The following is a 19,251-nucleotide window of genomic DNA, read 5'->3' on the forward strand; positions in this document are numbered from 1 at the left end:
CATGGCCGCCGAATTTCCCAACGACCAGGAGCTGCACAAGCTGGCCCGCGCCTATGCGCTCAAGCACGGCGTGAGCTACATGGAGGCATTGGATGCCGTGGTCGAAGACGCCAAGGCCAATCAACCCGCCGCATCGTCTGCACGCCCTGTGTCGTACAGCGAGCAGCTCGGCGATGCGAAGCTCCACGCGATGGCGCTGGAGCACCAAGGCGCGCACAGCGTCAGCTACGCCGAGGCGATCCACGCCGTTGTCGATTCGGGCGGCTCGCGTGTCACGAGCTTCAAAGAGGCAGCGGCGGCGCCGGCGATGGTTCCCTTGCGCAAGCCGTTGGAGCTGCTGCGTGTGGGCCGCCTGACCGGTGATGACGGCAAGCCCTATGACCTGAGCATGGCCGACATTCAGCGCACCGCCGCAGGCTATAGCCGCACTGCGCGTGAAGCCCCGATGGCGCTGGGCGTCCCGCAGCACGACCAGCCGTCATTCGGATGGGTGCATGCCCTGCAAGCCACCGAAGACGGCAGGCTGCTCGCGACGGAGGCCGAGGTGGATTCGCGCCTGGCCGAGCTGATCGACACCGACAAGGCCGGCAAGAAAACGGCGGCGTTCTATCCGCCCGAACACGCGAACAACCCGACACCGGGCAGCTGGTATTTGCGGCACATCAGTTGGCCAGAGCTGGAGGGCGACAAGCGCCTGTCGGTCGATCTGTCCGGCGCTCAGTCTCGCCGGCAGAGCGCGCACTGAGCCGAGCATCGGCTTTCACATTGGCATCGGCCCGGGAGTAGAAAACCATGGACAACATCATTGACGTCAAAGTCCGAGCGAGCGCAACCGGGCGCGAGGACGTGCGCGATCTGCGCAACGAAATCGACGGACTCGGGACCGCGCTCGGCGGCAAGGTGCAGGAAGACGCCAAGGCCGCAGCCGCGGCATTGGACGCCCTGGGCGCGCAAGGCGCAGCGATCAACAACGTCCGTGCGCTGAAGAACGAATCCGACGCGCTGAGTGTCGAACTCGCCCAGGCACAGCATGCGGTCGAGCAGCTCAGCCAGACGCTGCCGGATGCGGCCTCTGCCGTCTCGCGCCTGGCCGTGGCCGAGGTGCAGGCCAAGGAAGCGGTGGATGGCGCCAGCCGCGACCTGGACGAACAGCGGCAGGCGCTCGTCGCCCTGCGCGCGGAGTACACCGGCGCGTCGCGCAGCACCGATGCCTACCGCGAAGCCAACGCGCAGTTGCAGGTCAGCGTGCGCGAGGGTCGCAGCTACCTGCGCGAGCAGGAAGAAGCGCTGCGCCAGGTCAGCCAACTATCCAGCCAGGCGGTCCAGGCCGAGCGGGCACTGGCGGCCTCGTACACCGAAGCGGGCGAAGCGCTCGTGCGCACGCGCGCCCAGGTCGATGCACAGGCCGCTGCGCTGAGCGCAGCCAGCACCGAGGCACGCACCCTGGGCATCGACACCGACAAGCTGGCCGAGGCCGAGCGCGGGCTCGCCGAGGCCATCGAGCGTGCTGTCAGCGAAGGCAAGGCCTTCGTGTCGATCCAACGTTCCATGCAGCAGGCCAGCGAGGCCCAGGCCGCTGCGCAGGCCGCAGCGCAGGAACGCGCCCGGCAGGCCGCCAATGCGGCCACAGCGGCGGCCAAGGCCTCGGCCGAGGCCCTGCGGAATGCCTACGGCGAACTGGGCGTGCGGTCGGCCGACCAGCTGCGCCAGGAGATCGAGCGCGTGCGCGGCGCGATGGACACCGTGCGCAACACGGCCGGCGTCAGCGGCCAGGAGGTGCAGCGGGCCTTCACGGCAGGCACTGCCCAGGTGCGCGAGCTGGAGCGCGAGTTGCGCGCCGCCACGGGCCAGATGACGCTCGCAGATCGCGCAGCCGGTGCCTTCAAGAACACCATGGGCCAGTTTGCGGCCGGCTCGCTGCTGGCGGACGGCATCACGTCCATCGTCGGCAAGATCAAGGACCTCGGCCGGGAATTCATCGCCTCCAATGTGCAGATGGAAGGCATGCGGCGCGGCCTCACTGCGGTGTATGGCAGCGTGCAGACGGCGGCATCGCAGATCGACGTGCTGCGCGGCGCGGCCAACCGTTCGGGCATCGCAATGTCGGGCATCGCGGATTCGTTCGTGCGCTTCAGCGCGGCGACCCGTAGCGCGAACATTCCGCTGCAAGTCACCAACGACCTATTCGCGGCCGTCACGCGTGCCGGGTCCACGCTGGGCCTCTCCAGCGAGCGCGTCACGTTGGTGCTCGATGCGCTCGGCCAGATGGCCTCCAAGGGCGTGGTGTCGATGGAGGAACTGCGGCAGCAGCTGGGCGAGTCGCTGCCGGGCGCGCTGAGCCTCTCGGCCAAGGGCCTGGGCATCACGGATCAGCAGCTGATCAAGCTGGTGGAGAGCGGCAAGCTGGCCACGGAAGATTTCTTCCCGGCGCTCACCAAGGGCCTGCAGGAGATGCAGGGCTCCACCGACACGCTCACGGGCAACTGGGGCCGCCTGCTCAACGTGCTCAACCAGACCTCCACGGCCATCGGGGATGCGGGTGGCGTGAAGGTGATGACGGTGGCGCTCAAGGCACTGCTCGTGGTCGTGGGCGTCATCGTGGTGCCGGTGCAGGCCTTTGTCGAGGTGGTAAACCTCGCAGGGCGGGCCGTGTACGGCTTCTACGAAAGCCTCAGAGGCAGAGGCAAGGAGGCACAGGAGGAATTCCGCAAGGAGGTCGACAAGTCGGCCACCCGCATGACTGGCTTGCATAAGGCGCTGGACGATGCCATCAACGGCTCCGACAAGCAGAGCGCCGCGCTGGGCCAGAACGCCCAGGCGCACGCCAGGACGGCCAGCGCCATCCTGGCGAACGCCGCAGCGCAGGAGAAATCCGGTGCCGCCGCCACGGGTGCCGGCGTGGCCTACGTGCAGCAGATGGTCAGGCTGGCCGAGAACGCGACGGCCACCGAAGCGGCCACGACCGCCACCGAGAAGCTGCTCAAGGCCAAGCAGGACGAAGGCAAAGCCAACGTGCTCACCGCGCAGCTCACGGGCGATGCGAGCAAGGCGCTCGACGCCAATGCGGCGGCAGCAACGGCGACCGCTGCGGCCTCGGCCGCATTGCAGATGGCGCGTGAGCGAGAGCTGGCCAGCACGCAGGCCGCCATCGCAGCGATCAACGGCCAGCGTGACGCGGCCGGCCAGCTCTCCACGGCCAAGCAGAGCCAGCTCGACCAGCTCAACAACGTGCTGAAGGTGCAGCTGTCCGAGGTGGAAGCCTCGCGCACCAGCACGCTGGAGATGAGCCGGCAAGCGCTCGCGGCGCAGGCCGCCTCCGAGGCCTACGCCGACAACTCCCTTCAGGTCGATGCCTACCGGCAGGCGATGGAAAATTCGCGCGTGGTGGCCGAGGCGCTCGAACAGCGGGTGATCGCGCAGACGGCTGCGCTCGATGAGCTGAAAGACAAGCTCGAAACCGGCAAGATCACGCAGGAGTTTTACGACCAGGCGCAGCAGAACCTCACGGCCACAAAGGAGGCACTGAACAAGGCCACCGGCGACGCCGCGAAGTTCGAGAACCTGTACCGCGATGCCGTGGCCGACAGCGTGGCCGCGACCGACCGCAAGGCTCGCGCCGATGCCGCACACCTGACGGTGAATGAGGCGCTGGTGAAGTCGCAGCAGGCCCACTACGAGACCATGGCCCGTCAGGCCAAGGCGCTGGGCGATGAGGCCCAGGCGACCTACTACACGGTCGAGGCCAAGACCAAGCAGATCGAGGCGATCAAGCTTGCCACGCAAATCAAGAACCTCGAACTGGCGGCCGACAAAGCGGGCCTCGAAATACAGCTCGCGGCGCTCAGCCCGCAGGACGCGCTCTACGCGCAGAAGAAGCAAGAGCTGGAGATTCGCCTGGAGCTGATCAAGGCCAAGCAGATCGAGGCGAACGCCTCCAGCGAGGTCATCAAGGGCATCGAGGACGAAATCACGGCGCTGCGCAACCTCAACGGCCAGCGCGGCGGCAGCGTCAACTCGTTCAACTCGCGGGGCAACGGCAGCAACAGCAACAGCGGCGGAAACCAGGGCGCGGGAGGCGGCAACATCTCTTCGCCCAGCGGCGGCTCGGGAGGCGGTCAGCGCGACGAACAGCGCCCGAGCAACGAGCGGCAGAAGTTCTTCTATGGCGACGGCCAGGGCCGCTCCAGCGGAGGCGGCCAGGACGACTCCGGCCGGCAAGTGAAGTCAAGCTTCGGCGACAACCGCGAGCAGCGCCTCACCGGCCAGAATGCCACCGACAACCGGCTGATGTTCGATCTGCGGGACAAGCTCGCAGCCGGCACGCTGAGCCCGCAGGACGTGGGCGATCTGCGCGCCGTGGTCGCGGCCCTGCGGCAGAACTCGATCCAGAATGCCCAGGTGCGCAGGCACATGCCCGGCGCGATCTCGCTGGAAGGCCAGCGCGATGACATCGCTTGGCAGGCCACGGGAAAGCGCTTCCAGCAGGCTATCGACCGCTTTGAAGGCCAGGGGGGCCAAGCCACTGGACCGGGGCTCCAGGCGCCCCAGGACGAGGATGCCCAGCCTCCCCGGTCGGAGCGCACCGTCAATCTCAATCTGAAGCTCGACAACGGCAAGCAGTCACCAAGGCTGTCACTGAGGACCGATGAAGAAGGCGCGAGGAACGCGGAGCAGTTCTTCAAAATCCTCAAGGACGGTCGAATCAACTCGGGGAAGTTTTGAGCCATGACGCGATCAACAGAGCCCACCACGCTGGAAGTGTTCCGCGCCGAGATGTTCGCGAGGGCCACGGGCTGCGGCGTCGAACAGCTGGAAAGGGCCATCATGAGCCTCGACCCGGGCCACCCAAACGCCACGTTCACCTTGGGCCTCATGCGATGGTTTGCTTTCGATCTCATCGCTGGCAGATGCCCTCCGGGCTGGACTGCAGCCGAGGCGGCTAGACGCGGTCAGGCGATACTAGGGGCGCTCAACGCTCATGGGCTGCGCTACGGAGAGCCAGAAGGCTCTGAGCCCTGCACCGGGTGGCCTAAGCCTGTTTGAGATGACCAGTTGCAGGGGCGCCGGGATACGCCCATGGGCATAGTATTCACTCTCTGTGCAATTCCGTTGCAGCCGATGCAAACGGATCAACGCTGAGTTATCACACCGATTCGAGCGCACTTATCGCATCGCGCTTCATGACGCCACGCTGGCATTCGCCGCGGACGGCAAGTTGCAGACCCTCACGCAGCGCAACGGTTGGGTCACCACGTACACCTACAACGCTGCCGGGCAGTTGGCGACCATCACCAATGGGTTCGGCCGTACGCTGACACTGAACTACAACGCGAACGGGCTGCTCGCATCCGTTTCGACTCCCGATCTGCGGAGCATCGCCTACGCCTATGACGCCGCGGGACGGCTGTCTGTGGTCACCTACCCCGACACCAAGACCCGCACATATGTCTACGAGAACGCCACGTATCCGCAGGCCCTGACGGGCATCCTGGACGAAACCGGCGCGCGCTTCGCGACCTTCAGCTACGACGCCCAGGGCCGGGCCATCGACACGCAGCTTGCGGGAACAGTGAATCGCTACCAGGTGAGTTATCCCTCCGCGAGCTCCGCGACCGTCATCGATCCGCTCGGCACGAGTCGCAACTACAGCTACGGCACCACGAAGGGCGCATTGGCCGTGACCGGCGGTTCCCTGCCTTCCGGCAGCGGTGGCGCCGACGCGGCATCGCGTATCCAGGACGCCAACGGCTTCGTGACCTCTGAGACCGATTTCAAGGGCGTGGTCACCACGACCACCTGGGACTCGGTGCGACGCTTGCCGACCACTGTGGTTCGCGCGTCCGGCACTCCTGAAGCGCAGACGGTCACGACGCAGTGGCATCCATCGTTCAGGCTTCCCGCGACGGTCACGGAGACCGGCCGCATCACCACCTACGCCTACGACGCGAATGGCAATCTACTGAGCCGCGCCGTGACCGACACGGCCACTTCGCCCAACACCACGCGAACCTGGCAGTGGACCTACAACGCACAGCGCCTGGCCGACACGCAGACCGAGCCGAACGGAGCAGTGACCAGCTATCTCTACGACACGCGGGGCAACCTCACCACGGTGACCAACGCGCTGGGACACGTGACCCTCTATGCCTATGACAGCGCGAACCGGGTCACGAGCACCACGGCGCCCAACGGCCTTGTTACCACCTACACCTACGACAACCGGGACCGACTGCTCACCAAGACGGTCGGCGCCGGGCTGGCCGGCCAGCAGACCACCACGCTGACCTACAAGCCAACGGGCACTGTCGACACCCTCACGCTGCCCACAGGCCTGGTGCTGAGCTACGCGTACGACGCCGCGCACCGTCTGACCGGCTGGAGCAACAACCGCGGCGAGAGCGGCACCTACACGCTGGACGCGATGGGCAATCGCACCGGCGAGCAGCTCAAGAACAACGGTGGCGCGGTGGCCTGGAACGCCGTGCGGACCATCAACAACCTCAACCGCCTGGCGGCCAAGACCGAAGGATCGAACCAGACGAACAGTTTCGGCTACGACGCCAACGGCGAACTGAGTTCCGAGACCAATGGCCTGAGCCAGTCCACGCAGTACGGACTCGATGGCCTGCGGCGCGTGAAGACCATCACCAACGCCGCGAACGCCACCGCCGCGCTCGCCTACAACGCACTGGATTCCGTCACCAGCGCTACCGATTTCAAGGGGGTCGCCACGAGCTATGCGCGCGATGCGCTGGGCAATTCGACCGCCGAGGCCAGCGCCGACACAGGCGCCGCAAGCGCGCAATACGACAGCCTCGGACTGCCCAAGCAGATCACCGATGCGCTGGGACAGGCAACCACGATCAATCGCGATGCGCTCGGCCGCCCGACCCAGTTGCTCTTTGCGGACGGCCGTACGACCACGCTGAGCTACGATGCGACGACGGCAAGCAGGGGCTACCTGAGCTCGTTCACCGATCGCAGCGGTACCACCGCCTACACCCGTGATGCCTTCGGGCGGGTGGCGGTCAAACAGCAGACCCTGGCGAACGGCAGCGTGCAGCAAGTGCTGTACGGCCACAACGCGAACGGCACCCTCGGCAGCATCAGCTATCCCAACGGCAGTCTGCTGCTGTACAGCTATGACGCCACGGGGCGTTTGGCGGGATTGAGTTGGAACGGTCAGCCGCTGCTCACAGGCATCTCCTGGAATGTGCTCGGCCAGCCGACGGCGTGGACCTGGGCTTTTGTGTCGCCGGCGCTCTCTGCAAGCCGGACCTACGACACTGCCGGTCGACTGACCGCGACCGAGTTCGGCAGCTACGTCTACGACGCCGCAGGCCGGATCACCAGCCTGACCCAGAACCTCTACAAGCCCGGCGACGCCAATCCCGCGAACAGCACGATCGCCAATGGCAACGTGACCTGGACCGTGGGCTATGACGCCGTGGAGCGCATTACCGGATTCAATGCGACCGGTGATACGGCGGGCTTCGGATACGACGCGAACGGCAACCGCAGCAGCAGCACGCGAGGGATCGGTGGCCAAACCACCAGTCGCACATACACGGTAGGCAGCGGAAGCAACCGACTCACGGGCTTCAGCCAGACCGTGGGCACCATCACGACCGGCGTGACCTACGGCTACAACGCCAACGGAGACCTCACGAACGATGGTCTGCGCAGCTTCGCCTATGACCCCGAGGGACGGCTGAAGACGGCAACCACCGGCGCCACAGATAGCAGTCCCACCGTCCGATACGCGCACAACGCCTTGGGCCAACGGCTGTTCAAGACCGAACCGGTCTACCCCTTGCAGGGGACCACGGGTGCCGCGCTGAGCGCCTTCTTCGCGAAGGAATGGACACCATCGACCGTTCAGGCCGAGCAACTGGGCTTCGCGTTTGCCTATGACGAAGGTGGCGCGCTGCTCTCGGAAACGGGCAGTGGAGGTGCCAACAGCGCTGGCCTGTCGCAGTACATCTATCTGCCGACGATCAGCGGGCCGATGCCTGTGGCGGTGGTGATCGACGGCAGCATCTATGCGATACACAGCGATCACCTGAACACGCCAAGAAAGCTCACCAATGCGAGCGGACAAGCGGTCTGGCAGTGGGGATACAGCGCATTCGGAGAAGACAAGCCGACCCTGGCGCGGAACCGCTTCGCCAATCTTGAGACGACACCCAACCCCGGCACCACGAACATCGCCGCGGTGAAGTTTGCCCTGAGGTATCCGGGACAGTACGCGGATGAGGAGTCGGGGCTGTTCTACAACTACTTCCGTTCGTACGATCCTGGAACTGGCCGCTATCGACAGGGTGACCCTATCGGATTGGTCGGCGGATGGAACCGATTCAGCTATGTTGATGGGAATCCGCTTGGCGGGACCGATCCGAAAGGGCTGCAGACGGTCGTACGTGGGCCGCGTGGCGTACCGATTCCGGTTGGGCCAAGTCCAGTCCCGCAAGCCGGTTCTTACGATCCAGACGGGATTCCCATCCCGCCACCGGCGCTTTCGTGGCCTCAACCCAGACCGGTCTCACCCCTTGATTTCACCATCCCCGGGTTGATCCTGGACCTGTGCAAGGGAATCAGTGATCGGATGTTCTCCAAGCCATCGCCCTTCCTGCCTGGCGATCCATACTCACCTGAGTCAGTCGACGGTCGGAGAAGCAGACTACGGGACGAACTGGAGACAGGGAACTTGGATCCCGACTCTGATATACCTGATCAAGGTCCTGGCCGCGACATGGGAGGCCACGAAGCGCGCGGCCGCACGCCTCACGAGACAGGGGAACGAAATGTCAACAGCAAAGAAGAGCATTCCAGAAGACCCAAGGGCAATCCAATTGGAACGCCACGCCGATAAAGAAAGGTTCCAGTGGGCAATGCCGTCCGCCAGTGGTCGTGCCCGCATCAGCTGCGCGCTGGTGGGGTACTCGAAAGACCCCGGCACGCTCCTTTGCGAAGTCGAGACCAGCAGGGAGTTTTGGCCGCGTGGTCATGATGACCGCAGCCAGGGCACCATTCCTGATCTTCAGGTCAAGCTGCCGCAGGTCTTGATCAATCTGGCCTCTTTGAAATCACTTCGTGAGCGACTTGTCGAATGGCAAGTCAACCCGAGTGCATTCACTTTGGAGCTCGGGGCAGCAAAGGGCGATCAGCAAATCGCGTTCGCTATCGGCCAGGTTCAGGGCTTGATCTGCTCGGTGGACAAACCGGCATGTACGTTGACTTATGCATGCGGCGCTGCAATGCAGGGACGATGGTCCTTTGTGGTTGACCAATCGTGCATTCGGCTCTGTGCTGAGGCTATGGCTGAATTTTTACGCTCCATCGAACCTCCGCTTTCCTGATTGTCCGTCATCATCCAACAAACCCCGCCTGGAAGGACTCCAGAAGATTGAGTACATCGGCGGCTCGGCCTTCGGCCACCAGCAACTCGGCTGTCTTGTAGTTGAATGGCGCGAGTGGCACGTTCCTGTACCAAAGGATGGCCGCCTCGAGGTCCCCACCCGAAACCGCAGTCGCGGCAGCCAGCCCTTGCTGGATCGTGCGGATAGGCGGCTGGATCTCACTCATAGCTCGACTACGAAATCGGGGTTGAACTGCTTGTTCTCCAGGCCGTGGCCATGCTGCAAGTATCCGCGGGGATTGCACACCACCCGGCAGTTGCCAACTTGATAGTCAAAGCTCTCGTGGATGTGGCCATGCACCCAGAGTGACGGCACTTCGAAGAAGGAACTTGGGAGCTCGCTCACAAAGGATGCGGACAGCCAGTCGGACTGATAGTGCCGCGCGAGAGAGTTTCGGTGCGGGGCGTGGTGGGTCACAACCACCGTTGGCCCATCGAAGGGCTCGGCCAGCTTCTGGGCCAGCCAGGCGCGGTCACTCTGGTGGAGCGCCAGTGTGTCCTCGGGTACCAGGCGGCGCTTTCTTGACTTGGCTGCTACCACGGGTGCGTCGGAGGATTCCTGCGCCTCGGCCCAACGAATCGATGAGTAATCGTTGAGACGGACCTTGGCTGCCTTCGTGGCCCGTTCGGTGTCTACCAGCGAGCCTATCTTGGTCTGGATTGGCAGTTCGAAGTCTGTCCACAGCGTGCAACCCAGAAAGCGGACGCCGGCGATCACGGCCTCGCCGGGCGCCAGAAGATGAACCTTGCACGCGGCCGCGGTCAGCGCCATTTCCTTGAGCGTGGTCTGGAAAACACCCTGGTAGTACTCATGGTTACCGGGCACGAGCACGATGGGGACTGTCTCCCCAAAGTTCCCCGCCCGCCGGGCCCAGCGCATGGCCTTGGAACCGGGGACGAAGATGTCCCCAGCAAGGATCACAACGTCGTAGTCGACCTTCGGGACGTTGAAGATCCCGAACTCGAGGTGCAGGTCCGAAAGGATGAGCAGCTTCACGTCGGTAGGCCCTTTTTTTCAGCAGCGCATTCAGGGCATCAGGATCGAGAGCTTGGCGTTCCATGCCTCGCCATCGGACTTGGAGGGCACGGCGACGCGGATCGTCGGGCGATCGAAGTCACTGGTCTCGAAGAGGAAGTGCACGTGCTGAAAGCGAAACACCGGGTTTGCGGGATATTCAGTCCACTTCAGCTGCCAGCTCCGGAAATAGTCGAAGTCGACCGTCCGGGCAGACTTTCCGCGAAAGACGATACAGGCCTTGCGTGCGTCAGGGTCGAACAGGATGCAGGTTCCGTCCCAACCGCCCAGCATGCGCCGGGGATCGACCGGGACGAAGGTCGCGCCAGAGGATCTGCTCTTCGCCTGAAGTAGCGCCTCCCGCCGAGCCTGGGCCCCTTTAGGCGCGACAACCCATGCCCAGTAGAACAGGACTGCAGCTATAGCTGCCACGAACATGAGCGTAAGCGTCATACGCGATCTCCGTGCGGCCGAAGCCGGGAACGCTGAGCATCCGATGACAGTTCTGCATCCCTGCCGCAAATATCGAGCATCGCATTGCCTATCTCAAACAGTGATGCTTCAATTTGTACCATACAAGCGGGTGCATAAAGTCGACCATGCAACGAGATTCGTTGCATGCGGTCGACTCAGGATCCTGCGCTGTTAAGAGCTTTCGCAGCCGAGCTGAAATCTCGGCGAGCGGAGCTTGGCTTCAATCAGGAGGAGCTGGCATTTGCTGCTGGCCTTAATCGCACCTTCGTCGCCAAACTGGAAACGGCGACCACGAGTCCATCCTTGACCAGTCTCGTGTCGTTGTGCGAAGGCCTCACCGTGGAGCCATCTGAGCTGATGCGCTCGCTGATGAAGCGATACAAAAAGGAACTTCGTACCTAGTTGATGTCCTGAGGCGGTTCGGTCCATCGATTTCAGTCCGAGGCACATGACCGCTCACTAGCGATTCGAAACTGCACTCGGCTTGGATCTGCCGAACTGCGAGCCAAGTTGCCGGAATTTTTGCAGCGTTGGCGATGCTTTTCGCTTTGGCTGACAAGGACTTAGTCGCGTCAGCGACGCACGACAGGCTATGCCGGAAATCTGGAAACCAAGACAGGAATTGCCGGAACCTATCAAGCCTTTTGGCGGTTTTTCTGACAGTACGGCGTCAAAGCTTGCCGGAATGAGCGCCAAGAAGTGCCCTAATCCACAGCCGGACTAGGCAGTCGGCCTCGGGCCGAACATGATGATCGCCATGCCGGCGAGACTCACCGCCACGCCAACCCAATCGGTGGTCGTCGGCCGGATGCCATCCACCGACCAGAGCCACAGGATCGCCACACCGATGTAGACGCCGCCGTACGCGGCATAGACACGGCCAGTCGCCGCCGGGTGCAACGAAAGCAGCCAGGCAAAGAGCGCCAGCGCAATCCCCGCAGGCACGAGCAACCACGCCGATCGATCCTGCTTCAGCCAGAGATAGGGCAGATAGCAGCCGACGATTTCCGCCAGCGCCGTCACGATGAAGAGGGAGAGGGTCTTGAGCACTTCCATCCGGCGATTGTCCTTGCCAGCGGCACCAAAGGCCTTCGTGGCCGCGCGGGGGGCCGCTCGGCATGACGGTCGGGATTTGTCCGTTGCCCGATCGACCGACCGATGCGTCCGAACGACGCGGCGCTACCCGGCAACGACAGCCTGAGGCGTATTGCGGAAACTGATCGCCATCCGGTTGTAGACATTCATCAACCCGATCGCGATGGTCAGATCCACCAACTCACGCTCGTCAAAGACAGCACGCGCCGCGTCGTAGTCGCCATCGGGAACACCCGTCTCCGCCACCCGCGTCACCGATTCCGCCCAAGCCAGCGCAGCACGCTCCCGCTCGTCGAAGAGCGCACCCGCCTCTCTCCACGCCTGCAGCAGCGCGAGCTTTTCAACGGCCTGCCCTTTCTTCAACAGGTCACGCGTATGCATGTCCAGGCAGTACGCGCAGTTGTTGATCTGCGAGACACGCAAATACACCAGGTCGACCAGCACGGGCGCGAGGCCGCTCTGCGTGACGTACCCGTACACGGTGCCGATGGCCTTGATGCCGGCCGGGGCGATCTGGTTGTAGTCGAGGCGCTGGCTCATGGTCGTGTTCCTGAAGATCGGGATTGGGTCATTGCGTGGGGGTCGTGAGCGCGGTGTCGTCGGTGTCCACCACGAACACGGCGAGCAGCTTCGCGGGCCGGGTCTTGCTCGCGTTGCGGCTGACGGGATGTTTCGCGCCGGGCGGCTCGTAGAAGCTTTCTCCTGCGCGAAGGACTTGCCTCGGGCCATCGTTCACCTGGGACTCGATGGCACCCGAGACGACGTAGCCATAGATGAACGCAGACTTCGCGTGCTCGTGGGCCGGCGACGCGCCGCCCGGCGGGTAGTCGACCACCACGGCGACCAGCGACTTGCCGGGGATGTTGGGAATCGCCTGCTGGAGGACGGGCGTGACGCGTTCCGCCGCCGCATGCGCGGTGGCTGCAGTGGGCGCGAAAGCGCCGATGGCGCCGGCCGCAATAGCGGCGGCAAGCCATGAGGTGTTCTTCATGGGTGATCTCCTTGGTGAAACGGTCGAAAGGCTCAGGCCGCAAAGCCCAGGAGCCGGGCGAAGTCCTGCACGCGCTCGCGCGGCATCCTTGCCTGGTTGACCTCGGCCTCCGGGTCGCCGTAACCCATCGACATGCCGAAGGCCGTCACCTCCTCCGGCGACATGCGCAGGTGCGCCGCGATCGGCTCATGGAACTGCGCGAACGCGACCTGCGGGCAGGTGTCGATGCCGCGCGCCTTCGCGGCGATCATCACGCTCTGCGCGAAGAGGCCCAGGTCGATCCAGCTGTGCGCCTTCAACCGGCGGTCGATGCTGAAGATGAGGCCCACCGGCGCGCCGAAGAAGGCGTAGTTGCGCTCGGTCTGGCGTGTGCGCGCGGGCGTGTCGTGGCGCTCGATGCCTAGCGATGCGTAGTAGCGCGCGCCGAAGTCCATGAGCCTCGCGCGGTACGTGTCCGGCAGCGGCTCGGGGAAATGCTCGGGTGCCGGTGCGGTTCCGGCGCGGGACGCGGCAACCAGCACGTCGGTCAGTTCGTTCTTGGCCGCGCCGCTGACTACGTACACACGCCAGGGCTGGATGTTGGCGCCGCTCGGGGCGTGCGCCGCATCCGCCAGGATCTCTTCCACGATTTCGCGGCCCAGCGGCTGCGCCTTAAAGGCACGTGTCGCCCGGCGCGAGCGCACGACGGTCGCCACGCATTGCGCGATCGCCTCCTGGGACCATTCGGCGGTCGCCTGGACCGCGTCTGGTTCTTCGATGAGGGTATCGGCCGCCATGGTTTCGTTTCCTGCTGCTGAATGACAGGGCGCGATCATGGGCGAGGCATGCAATGAACGGAACTGATGGTTCTGCAGTTCCATATTGCACGCCGTTCAACGGCCACCCCGATGCGCAGCGGGCATCGATGCCGAGCAATGGGCCAGAGGAAAGTGCACGGCCTGCACTGTCCTCGTGAAGAACCATCAGTTCCCTTCCACGCGCCATGCGCCGAACATCGCAATTTGACCCAACAAGATCATGGATCCTCGATTGATCGTTCTGGCCCTCGGCATGTTCGCCATGGGCACCGACAACTTCGTCGTTGCCGGCATCCTGCCCAGCGTGGCCGCTTCGCTCGGAACCTCCGTCAGCCTGGCCGGCCAGATGGTGGCGGTGTATGCGCTGTCGTTCGCCATCCTCGCGCCGGTGATGGCGGCGGTGGGCGGCGGATGGCCTCGCAAGCCGATGCTGGTTGTCGCGCTCGGCATCTTCGTGGTGGGCAATGCCATCACCGCGATGGCGACCGACCTGAACACCGTGCTTCTCAGCCGCGCGTTGGCGGGCCTGGGCGCGGCGATGTTCTCGCCGACGGCGCTCGGGGTTGCGTCCGCCATCGCCCCGCCGGAGCGCAGGGGCTACGCGCTGTCGATCGTGACCGCGGGCCTCGCGGGCGCGACGGCCCTCGGGTCACCGCTGGGCACGTTCATCGGCGGGCTGGGCGGCTGGCGAATGACGTTGTGGTTCGTGGCAGCCCTCGGACTCGCCGCAATGCTGGCCGTGTGGTGGTTGCTGAACTCGGTGCGCCCGCCCGAGCGCATCAGCCTGCGGGAGCGCTTCGCGCCGATCGGCGACGCGCGCGTGGCGCTGGCCCTGCTGACCAACGTGTTCGCGAACGGCGGCTTGCTGATGGTCTACACCTATGCAGGCCTCGTGCTCGACCGCGCAACGGGCGGCAGCGAACGGACCCTCGCGACCGTGCTGCTGGTCTGGGGCGTGTCGGCCACCGTGGGGAACCTGTTCGCCGGCCGGCTCGTGGACCGCTTCGGGAGCCGCAGCGTGATGAACGCGTCTCTGGCGATCGCCATCACCGTGTTCTGCGCACTGCCGTGGGCTTCGGCGTCCATGGCGAGCACCGTCGTCTCGCTGGTGCTGTGGGGCTTCTGCGGCTGGGCCGTCATCGTGCCGCAGCAGCATCGGCTGGTGAAGATCGCACCCAAGGTGGCGCCGCTGCTGCTGGCCTTGAACAACACGGCCACCTACGGCGGCCTCGCCTGTTCGAGCATGCTGGGCGGGCTCGTGCTGCTGTTCATCGACAGGCACTACCTCAGCCTGATCGGCGCGGCCATGATCCTGGCGGCGCTGGTGCTGGCGGAGGCGACGCATGCGGTCATCGCGCGCAGGGGAGCCCGGACACATGGAAGCCTCCCGGAGTTGCAGGCCTGAGCCTGAACTCGGCAGCGCCATTCATTCATTCATTCATTCATTCATCGAGGCTCAGGCACCGTCCGTTCCTCGATCCAGTGCGTGCCTTCGCCGAAGACCTCGTTGCCCACCTCGACCATGATCTCCAGGTCGCGGCGCAGCGCGGCCGTTTCGCGCTTCCAGCTCGCGGCCGCTTGAATCTGGTGCTTGAGGTGGCTGACGTTGAGCGCCCAGCCCAGGCGGATCTCTTTCATGGCAGCCATGATTCAGCAATGCGCACCGCTGGGCAAATTCGGGGCATATCCCTGCGCGGGATACCCGAACTAAGGTTTACCTGCGCGCTGCGCCTTGCCTGAAGCGCTCGATGTGCGCCAGCACTTCTTCCAGGGTCACGGGCAAGGCGATCCGGGGGATGTTGATGACGAAGCCCACCAGCGACGAATTGGCCTTCATCAACATGCGCTTGAAGGGAGACGCCTTGGCCAGATAGTCCTGCGGGTTGCGCAACGACAGCCCGAGAAACTTCTGCTGCTGGAAATTCACGATCTGCGCATCGACGATGTCGGACCAGGGGATGAAGCCGGCCGACAGCCCTGATGCGTTGTCGGTGATGCCCGTGTGATCGATCGCGAGCGCCGGCTTTCTCGAGACGAGCCGGCTCAACGCAAACAGCGCGACCGCGCCGAAGAAGACGATGCTTGCCCAGCCGATCACCCAGCCCATGACCTCGTCACCCCGGATGGGATGCATCAGCAGCCAGATGCCTCCCGCAACGAACAGGACGGCGCCCACGAGGAGCAGGCTGACGCGCAGGCGGCTGGGGTAGATGACGACAGGAGTCATGTGAGGCAGGTCCAGAGATGGTGTGGCGTGAATGAATGAACGAAGCTGCAATTCAGCGACCCTTCGCTGACGCCGAGACACTTTCCCCCGCCGCCGCGTCGAACGTCTCCCGATGCCGGAGCACGCCCTCGATGTTGCGCTCCGCCCAGAGGCGCAGTTCGTCCAGCGTGGTCGCGAGCGACTCGCCCAGTGTCGTCAGCGAGTACTCCACCTTCGGCGGCACGGTCGCGTAGGCATCGCGGCGGACGATGCCGTCGCGCTCCAGCGAGCGCAGCGTTTGCGTGAGCATCTTCTGCGACACGCCCTGGATGTCGCGGCGCAGTTCACCGAAGCGTCGGGTGCCACCGAGCAGCAGCCCGAGCACCAGCACGGCCCACTTGTCGGCGATGCAGTCGAGCACCTGCCGCGTCGGGCAGGTGGCGAGGTACGGGTTCCACGCCGGGGCCCGGGGTCGCTGCGGGTCTTGTCGCTGTTCGTCCATGGTCACTTCGGGGTGCCTTGGGCACGTTGGGGTGCGTTCTTGCGGGAGGGGATGCGGGTGGCTATTGTCCGCGCCATGAACACGAACACCACCCCACAGAAAAACATCGAACTCGTCCGCAGCTACTTCGACGCCGTCGCCAAGGGCGACTTCGAAACGGTCGGCAAAATTTTCGCGGACGACATCGTCTGGCACCAGCCGGGCAACGGCAGCCTGTCGGGCACGTACCGGGGCAAGGAGGCTGTCTATGGCCTGCTGGGGCGCTTCATGGAGCGCAGCGGCGGGAGCTTTCGCATCGACAGCGTCGGACCGCTGATGGCGCAGGGCGACCAGGTCGCGACGCCGCTGCACTTTCGTGCGGAGAAGCCGGGGGCGTCGATGGCGATGTCGGGAGTGGACGTGCTGCGCATCGACGGCGGGCGCATCTGCGAGGTGTGGCTGTTCTCGGAAGATCAAGCGGCGGAAGACGCGTTCTGGGGGTAGAAGATTGCATTCATTCGCCAAGCCTCGTGACATTTGGGAACGGTACTTCACGTTGGCGATGTGAGCGAGCTCGTGCGGACGGACGTTGGAGGTCTCATCCGGGCTGTTTCCCGCCCGCTTCAGGAGATGAAATGTCCATTCCCCGAACCGTTCTCAAGCTGGCCGCCGCAGGCATCGTGGCCGCAGGCGCCTTGTTCGCCGGTGCAGCAGCCAACGCGGAGACCCACTGGTCCGTCGGCGTCAACCTGCCCGGCCTGGTCGTCGGCCAACCGGCACCGGTCTACTACGAGCCCGCACCCGTTTACTCACGGCCGGCGCCGACCTACTACCAGCCCCCGGCACCGGTTTATTCGACGCCCGCGCCCGTGTACTACGAGCCGGGCTCCCGCTGGGAAGAGCGTCGCGCCGAGCGTTGGGAAGAACGCCGCGCGGAGCGCCGTGAATGGCGCCGCCGGCAGTGGGAGCGCGAGCAGCATCGGCGCTACTACGAAGATCGCGACTGATTGATCTTCCGCTGCGAGGGCCCGCTACCATCCGTGGGCCATGCTTATCGCGCTGAAGTTCATTGCCGCCATCGCCCTCCTGGCGGCGCTCCATGTCTCTGTCATGGCGGCCCTCGGCCACTGGCTGGGCATTGCGGTCCGACTGGTTTCGCTGGGCTTCGGACCGGTGCTGTTTTCTTTCGGCATCTTCCAGCTCCGCGCGTTGCCCTTCGGCGGCGCTGTCACCTTCAAGGACACGCGGTCCGAAGACACAACCGACGAGGCGCCCGTCGAGCACGGCGATGTCCATGACGCCTTCGACCACAAGCCGCGCGCGGTGCAGGTGCTCCTGCCGCTGGCAGGTGCCGCCTCGCTCGCACTGGTCGCATTGCTCCTTCACCCCGGTTCTGCGCTGGCCAGCATCGGCCATGGCTTCGTGCAGATCGTGGCCGGCGGGCTTTCGCCGCTCGGCTCCGCGCAGGGGTTGATCGACGGCGCCCGTGCCTTCGCCGCGCAGCAGAGCTTCGTGCCGCTCGTGGGCATGGTCGCCGCCAAGCTCGCCGCGCTGAACCTGCTGCCGCTGCCCGCCATGAACGGCGGGCAGGCGCTTCTTGCGCTGTTCAGGCGCGACCTCCACGAAGACACCTCGCCACTCCTCCAGAGGCTCACCGAATGGGGCCTGTGGCTCTGCGTGGCGCTGGCGCTGTCCTGGCTGGTGGCGATCGGCTTCTTCGTCGTCCGGGGCTTGTAGGCAGGCGCCCACGCGCACGGTTTGCCTTCTCCCGCAAGCGCCGGCCGAATGCACGGCGAATGTAGAGGCCTACTTACCTCACGGAGACCTCGATCATGAAAAGCATCATTCTTTGGCTCTGCGGCGTACCGCTGATCGTGATCATCGGACTGAAGGTCTTCGGCATTCTCTGACCACCAGAAACCCAAGACATCCTCGATCCCGATTCCTCCTCACGGCGCATCCGTGCGCCGTTCAAGCGCCCTTTCGAGGGCGCTTTTTTTTGAGGGGGCAGCTCAGTGCGTCTCGCGGCGCAGCTGCTGCACGTCTTCATGCAGCGATTGCGCCCAGGCCCGGCGCTCGCGGCCGTGCGAATCCTGCGGTTCGCCGAAGCGCACGATGGCCAGCAGCGGCGGTGCGCGCAGCGTGTTCCACAGCGAGGTGATCAGGTTGTCGTCGTCGATGTAGCGCGGGGCCTGGCTGGTCTCGCCGGTGGCGGCATCGGCAAAACGCAGCGCGGCGGGCAGCACCGGCGCGCCTGACGAGATCGCGGCCTGCAGCAGGTTGGCATGGAACGGCAGCAGCCCGCGGCCGTCGCTGGTGGTGCCCTCGGGGAACACGCCGATCAGGTCGCCCTCGCGCAGCGCCTCGGTCATGTGGTGCACCACGCGCAGCGCATCGCGGCGGCGTTCGCGCTCGATATAGAGCGAGCCCGCGCCGGTGGAGAGCGTGCCGATCAGCGGCCAGTGCTTGACGCCCGACTTCGACACGAAGCGCACATGGCGCGCCGCATGGATGGCGGTGATGTCGAGCCACGAGAGGTGGTTGCTGATGAGCAGCACCGGCCCCGCGGGCGGCGGCGTGCCCTGCACCTTGAGCGTGATGCCCATGATCTCGAGCATGCGGCGCGACCATTCCTGCACGCGCGCATTGCGCTCGGCCTGCGACAGGCCGGGAAATGTGAAGCGGATCGTCCACCACCCGGCCAGCGCATGCCCCACCGCGTGCAGCAAGCGCCAGCAGGCCTTCAGCGAATGAACCATGGAGGGCGGGTTTCC

20 protein-coding genes are annotated in these 19,251 nt (G+C 64.9%); 9 read left to right on the forward strand and 11 right to left on the reverse strand.

Annotated elements, in window-relative coordinates:
• Position 1 precedes the first annotated feature (1 nt).
• The 4 genes from GNX71_RS28750 to GNX71_RS28765 all read left to right on the forward strand — a co-directional run bounded on the left by GNX71_RS28750 (position 2) and on the right by GNX71_RS28765 (position 9,359).
• Positions 2-745 (forward strand): hypothetical protein, encoded by a 744-nt coding sequence (locus GNX71_RS28750; RefSeq protein WP_206175569.1) that lies wholly within the window; start codon positions 2-4, stop codon positions 743-745.
• A 47-nt stretch (positions 746-792) separates the two neighbouring features.
• The gene (locus tag GNX71_RS28755) at positions 793-4,722 is read left to right on the forward strand and encodes a tape measure protein (RefSeq protein ID WP_206175570.1); all 3,930 of its coding nucleotides are present in this window, start codon (positions 793-795) and stop codon (positions 4,720-4,722) included.
• A gap of 493 nt (positions 4,723-5,215) precedes the next feature.
• Positions 5,216-8,872: an RHS repeat protein gene (locus GNX71_RS28760; RefSeq protein ID WP_206175571.1), complete on the forward strand. Its 3,657-nt coding sequence runs from the start codon at positions 5,216-5,218 to the stop codon at positions 8,870-8,872.
• Positions 8,805-9,359, forward strand: coding sequence for a hypothetical protein (locus tag GNX71_RS28765; protein WP_206175572.1), 555 nt, complete (start codon positions 8,805-8,807; stop codon positions 9,357-9,359). The genes GNX71_RS28760 and GNX71_RS28765 overlap by 68 nt, the downstream gene beginning before the upstream one ends.
• Before the next feature lie 10 nt (positions 9,360-9,369).
• Here GNX71_RS28765 and GNX71_RS28770 read toward each other — a convergent pair whose 3' ends face one another.
• From GNX71_RS28770 to GNX71_RS28780, 3 genes are read right to left on the reverse strand one after another with little or no spacing between them, the layout of a single operon-like run.
• On the reverse strand, positions 9,370-9,585 hold the full coding sequence (locus GNX71_RS28770) for a hypothetical protein (RefSeq protein ID WP_206175573.1): 216 nt from the start codon (positions 9,583-9,585) through the stop codon (positions 9,370-9,372).
• The gene (locus GNX71_RS28775) at positions 9,582-10,415 is read right to left on the reverse strand and encodes a metallophosphoesterase (RefSeq protein WP_206175574.1); all 834 of its coding nucleotides are present in this window, start codon (positions 10,413-10,415) and stop codon (positions 9,582-9,584) included. Before GNX71_RS28775 ends, GNX71_RS28770 begins: the two co-directional genes overlap by 4 nt.
• Before the next feature lie 30 nt (positions 10,416-10,445).
• Complete coding sequence (locus tag GNX71_RS28780; RefSeq protein WP_206175575.1) at positions 10,446-10,886, reverse strand: hypothetical protein; 441 nt, start codon at positions 10,884-10,886, stop codon at positions 10,446-10,448.
• 165 nt (positions 10,887-11,051) lie between these two features.
• Between GNX71_RS28780 and GNX71_RS28785 the strand changes: the two genes are divergently transcribed.
• Positions 11,052-11,309: a helix-turn-helix transcriptional regulator gene (locus GNX71_RS28785; RefSeq protein WP_206175576.1), complete on the forward strand. Its 258-nt coding sequence runs from the start codon at positions 11,052-11,054 to the stop codon at positions 11,307-11,309.
• 318 nt (positions 11,310-11,627) lie between these two features.
• Here the strand turns inward: GNX71_RS28785 and GNX71_RS28790 are convergent, their stop codons facing one another.
• The 4 genes from GNX71_RS28790 to GNX71_RS28805 all read right to left on the reverse strand — a co-directional run bounded on the left by GNX71_RS28790 (position 11,628) and on the right by GNX71_RS28805 (position 13,769).
• Positions 11,628-11,963, reverse strand: a complete 336-nt coding sequence (locus tag GNX71_RS28790; protein ID WP_206175577.1) for a YnfA family protein — start codon at positions 11,961-11,963, stop codon at positions 11,628-11,630.
• A 123-nt stretch (positions 11,964-12,086) separates the two neighbouring features.
• Positions 12,087-12,542, reverse strand: coding sequence for a carboxymuconolactone decarboxylase family protein (locus tag GNX71_RS28795; RefSeq protein WP_206175578.1), 456 nt, complete (start codon positions 12,540-12,542; stop codon positions 12,087-12,089).
• A gap of 28 nt (positions 12,543-12,570) precedes the next feature.
• The gene (locus tag GNX71_RS28800) at positions 12,571-12,993 is read right to left on the reverse strand and encodes a cupin domain-containing protein (protein WP_206175579.1); all 423 of its coding nucleotides are present in this window, start codon (positions 12,991-12,993) and stop codon (positions 12,571-12,573) included.
• Between the two features lie 32 nt (positions 12,994-13,025).
• Positions 13,026-13,769: a nitroreductase gene (locus tag GNX71_RS28805; protein ID WP_206175580.1), complete on the reverse strand. Its 744-nt coding sequence runs from the start codon at positions 13,767-13,769 to the stop codon at positions 13,026-13,028.
• Positions 13,770-14,010: 241 nt separating this feature from the next.
• Here GNX71_RS28805 and GNX71_RS28810 point away from each other — a divergent pair, with 241 nt between their 5' ends.
• Entirely contained in the window at positions 14,011-15,195 is a 1,185-nt protein-coding gene (locus tag GNX71_RS28810) for an MFS transporter (protein ID WP_206175581.1), read from the forward strand.
• A 41-nt stretch (positions 15,196-15,236) separates the two neighbouring features.
• Here the strand turns inward: GNX71_RS28810 and GNX71_RS28815 are convergent, their stop codons facing one another.
• The 3 genes from GNX71_RS28815 to GNX71_RS28825 all read right to left on the reverse strand — a co-directional run bounded on the left by GNX71_RS28815 (position 15,237) and on the right by GNX71_RS28825 (position 16,498).
• Positions 15,237-15,437, reverse strand: a complete 201-nt coding sequence (locus GNX71_RS28815; protein ID WP_206175582.1) for a hypothetical protein — start codon at positions 15,435-15,437, stop codon at positions 15,237-15,239.
• 67 nt (positions 15,438-15,504) lie between these two features.
• Positions 15,505-16,017, reverse strand: coding sequence for an STM3941 family protein (locus GNX71_RS28820; RefSeq protein WP_206175583.1), 513 nt, complete (start codon positions 16,015-16,017; stop codon positions 15,505-15,507).
• 52 nt (positions 16,018-16,069) lie between these two features.
• Positions 16,070-16,498, reverse strand: coding sequence for a helix-turn-helix domain-containing protein (locus tag GNX71_RS28825; protein WP_206175584.1), 429 nt, complete (start codon positions 16,496-16,498; stop codon positions 16,070-16,072).
• Positions 16,499-16,573: 75 nt separating this feature from the next.
• On the opposite strand from GNX71_RS28825, the gene GNX71_RS28830 reads away from it, so the two are divergent.
• From GNX71_RS28830 to GNX71_RS28840, 3 genes are all read left to right on the forward strand, one after another.
• Positions 16,574-16,981: a nuclear transport factor 2 family protein gene (locus tag GNX71_RS28830; protein ID WP_206175585.1), complete on the forward strand. Its 408-nt coding sequence runs from the start codon at positions 16,574-16,576 to the stop codon at positions 16,979-16,981.
• Between the two features lie 131 nt (positions 16,982-17,112).
• A complete protein-coding gene (locus GNX71_RS28835; protein ID WP_206175586.1) occupies positions 17,113-17,484 on the forward strand; it encodes a hypothetical protein in 372 nt (123 codons plus the stop codon).
• Between the two features lie 40 nt (positions 17,485-17,524).
• Positions 17,525-18,214, forward strand: a complete 690-nt coding sequence (locus GNX71_RS28840; protein ID WP_206175587.1) for a site-2 protease family protein — start codon at positions 17,525-17,527, stop codon at positions 18,212-18,214.
• A gap of 275 nt (positions 18,215-18,489) precedes the next feature.
• Here GNX71_RS28840 and GNX71_RS28845 read toward each other — a convergent pair whose 3' ends face one another.
• The gene (locus tag GNX71_RS28845; protein WP_206175588.1) at positions 18,490-19,236 is read right to left on the reverse strand and encodes a lysophospholipid acyltransferase family protein; all 747 of its coding nucleotides are present in this window, start codon (positions 19,234-19,236) and stop codon (positions 18,490-18,492) included.
• Positions 19,237-19,251: the final 15 nt, after the last annotated feature.

The sequence above is a fragment of the Variovorax sp. RKNM96 genome (assembly GCF_017161115.1).
Lineage (GTDB): Bacteria > Pseudomonadota > Gammaproteobacteria > Burkholderiales > Burkholderiaceae_C > Variovorax.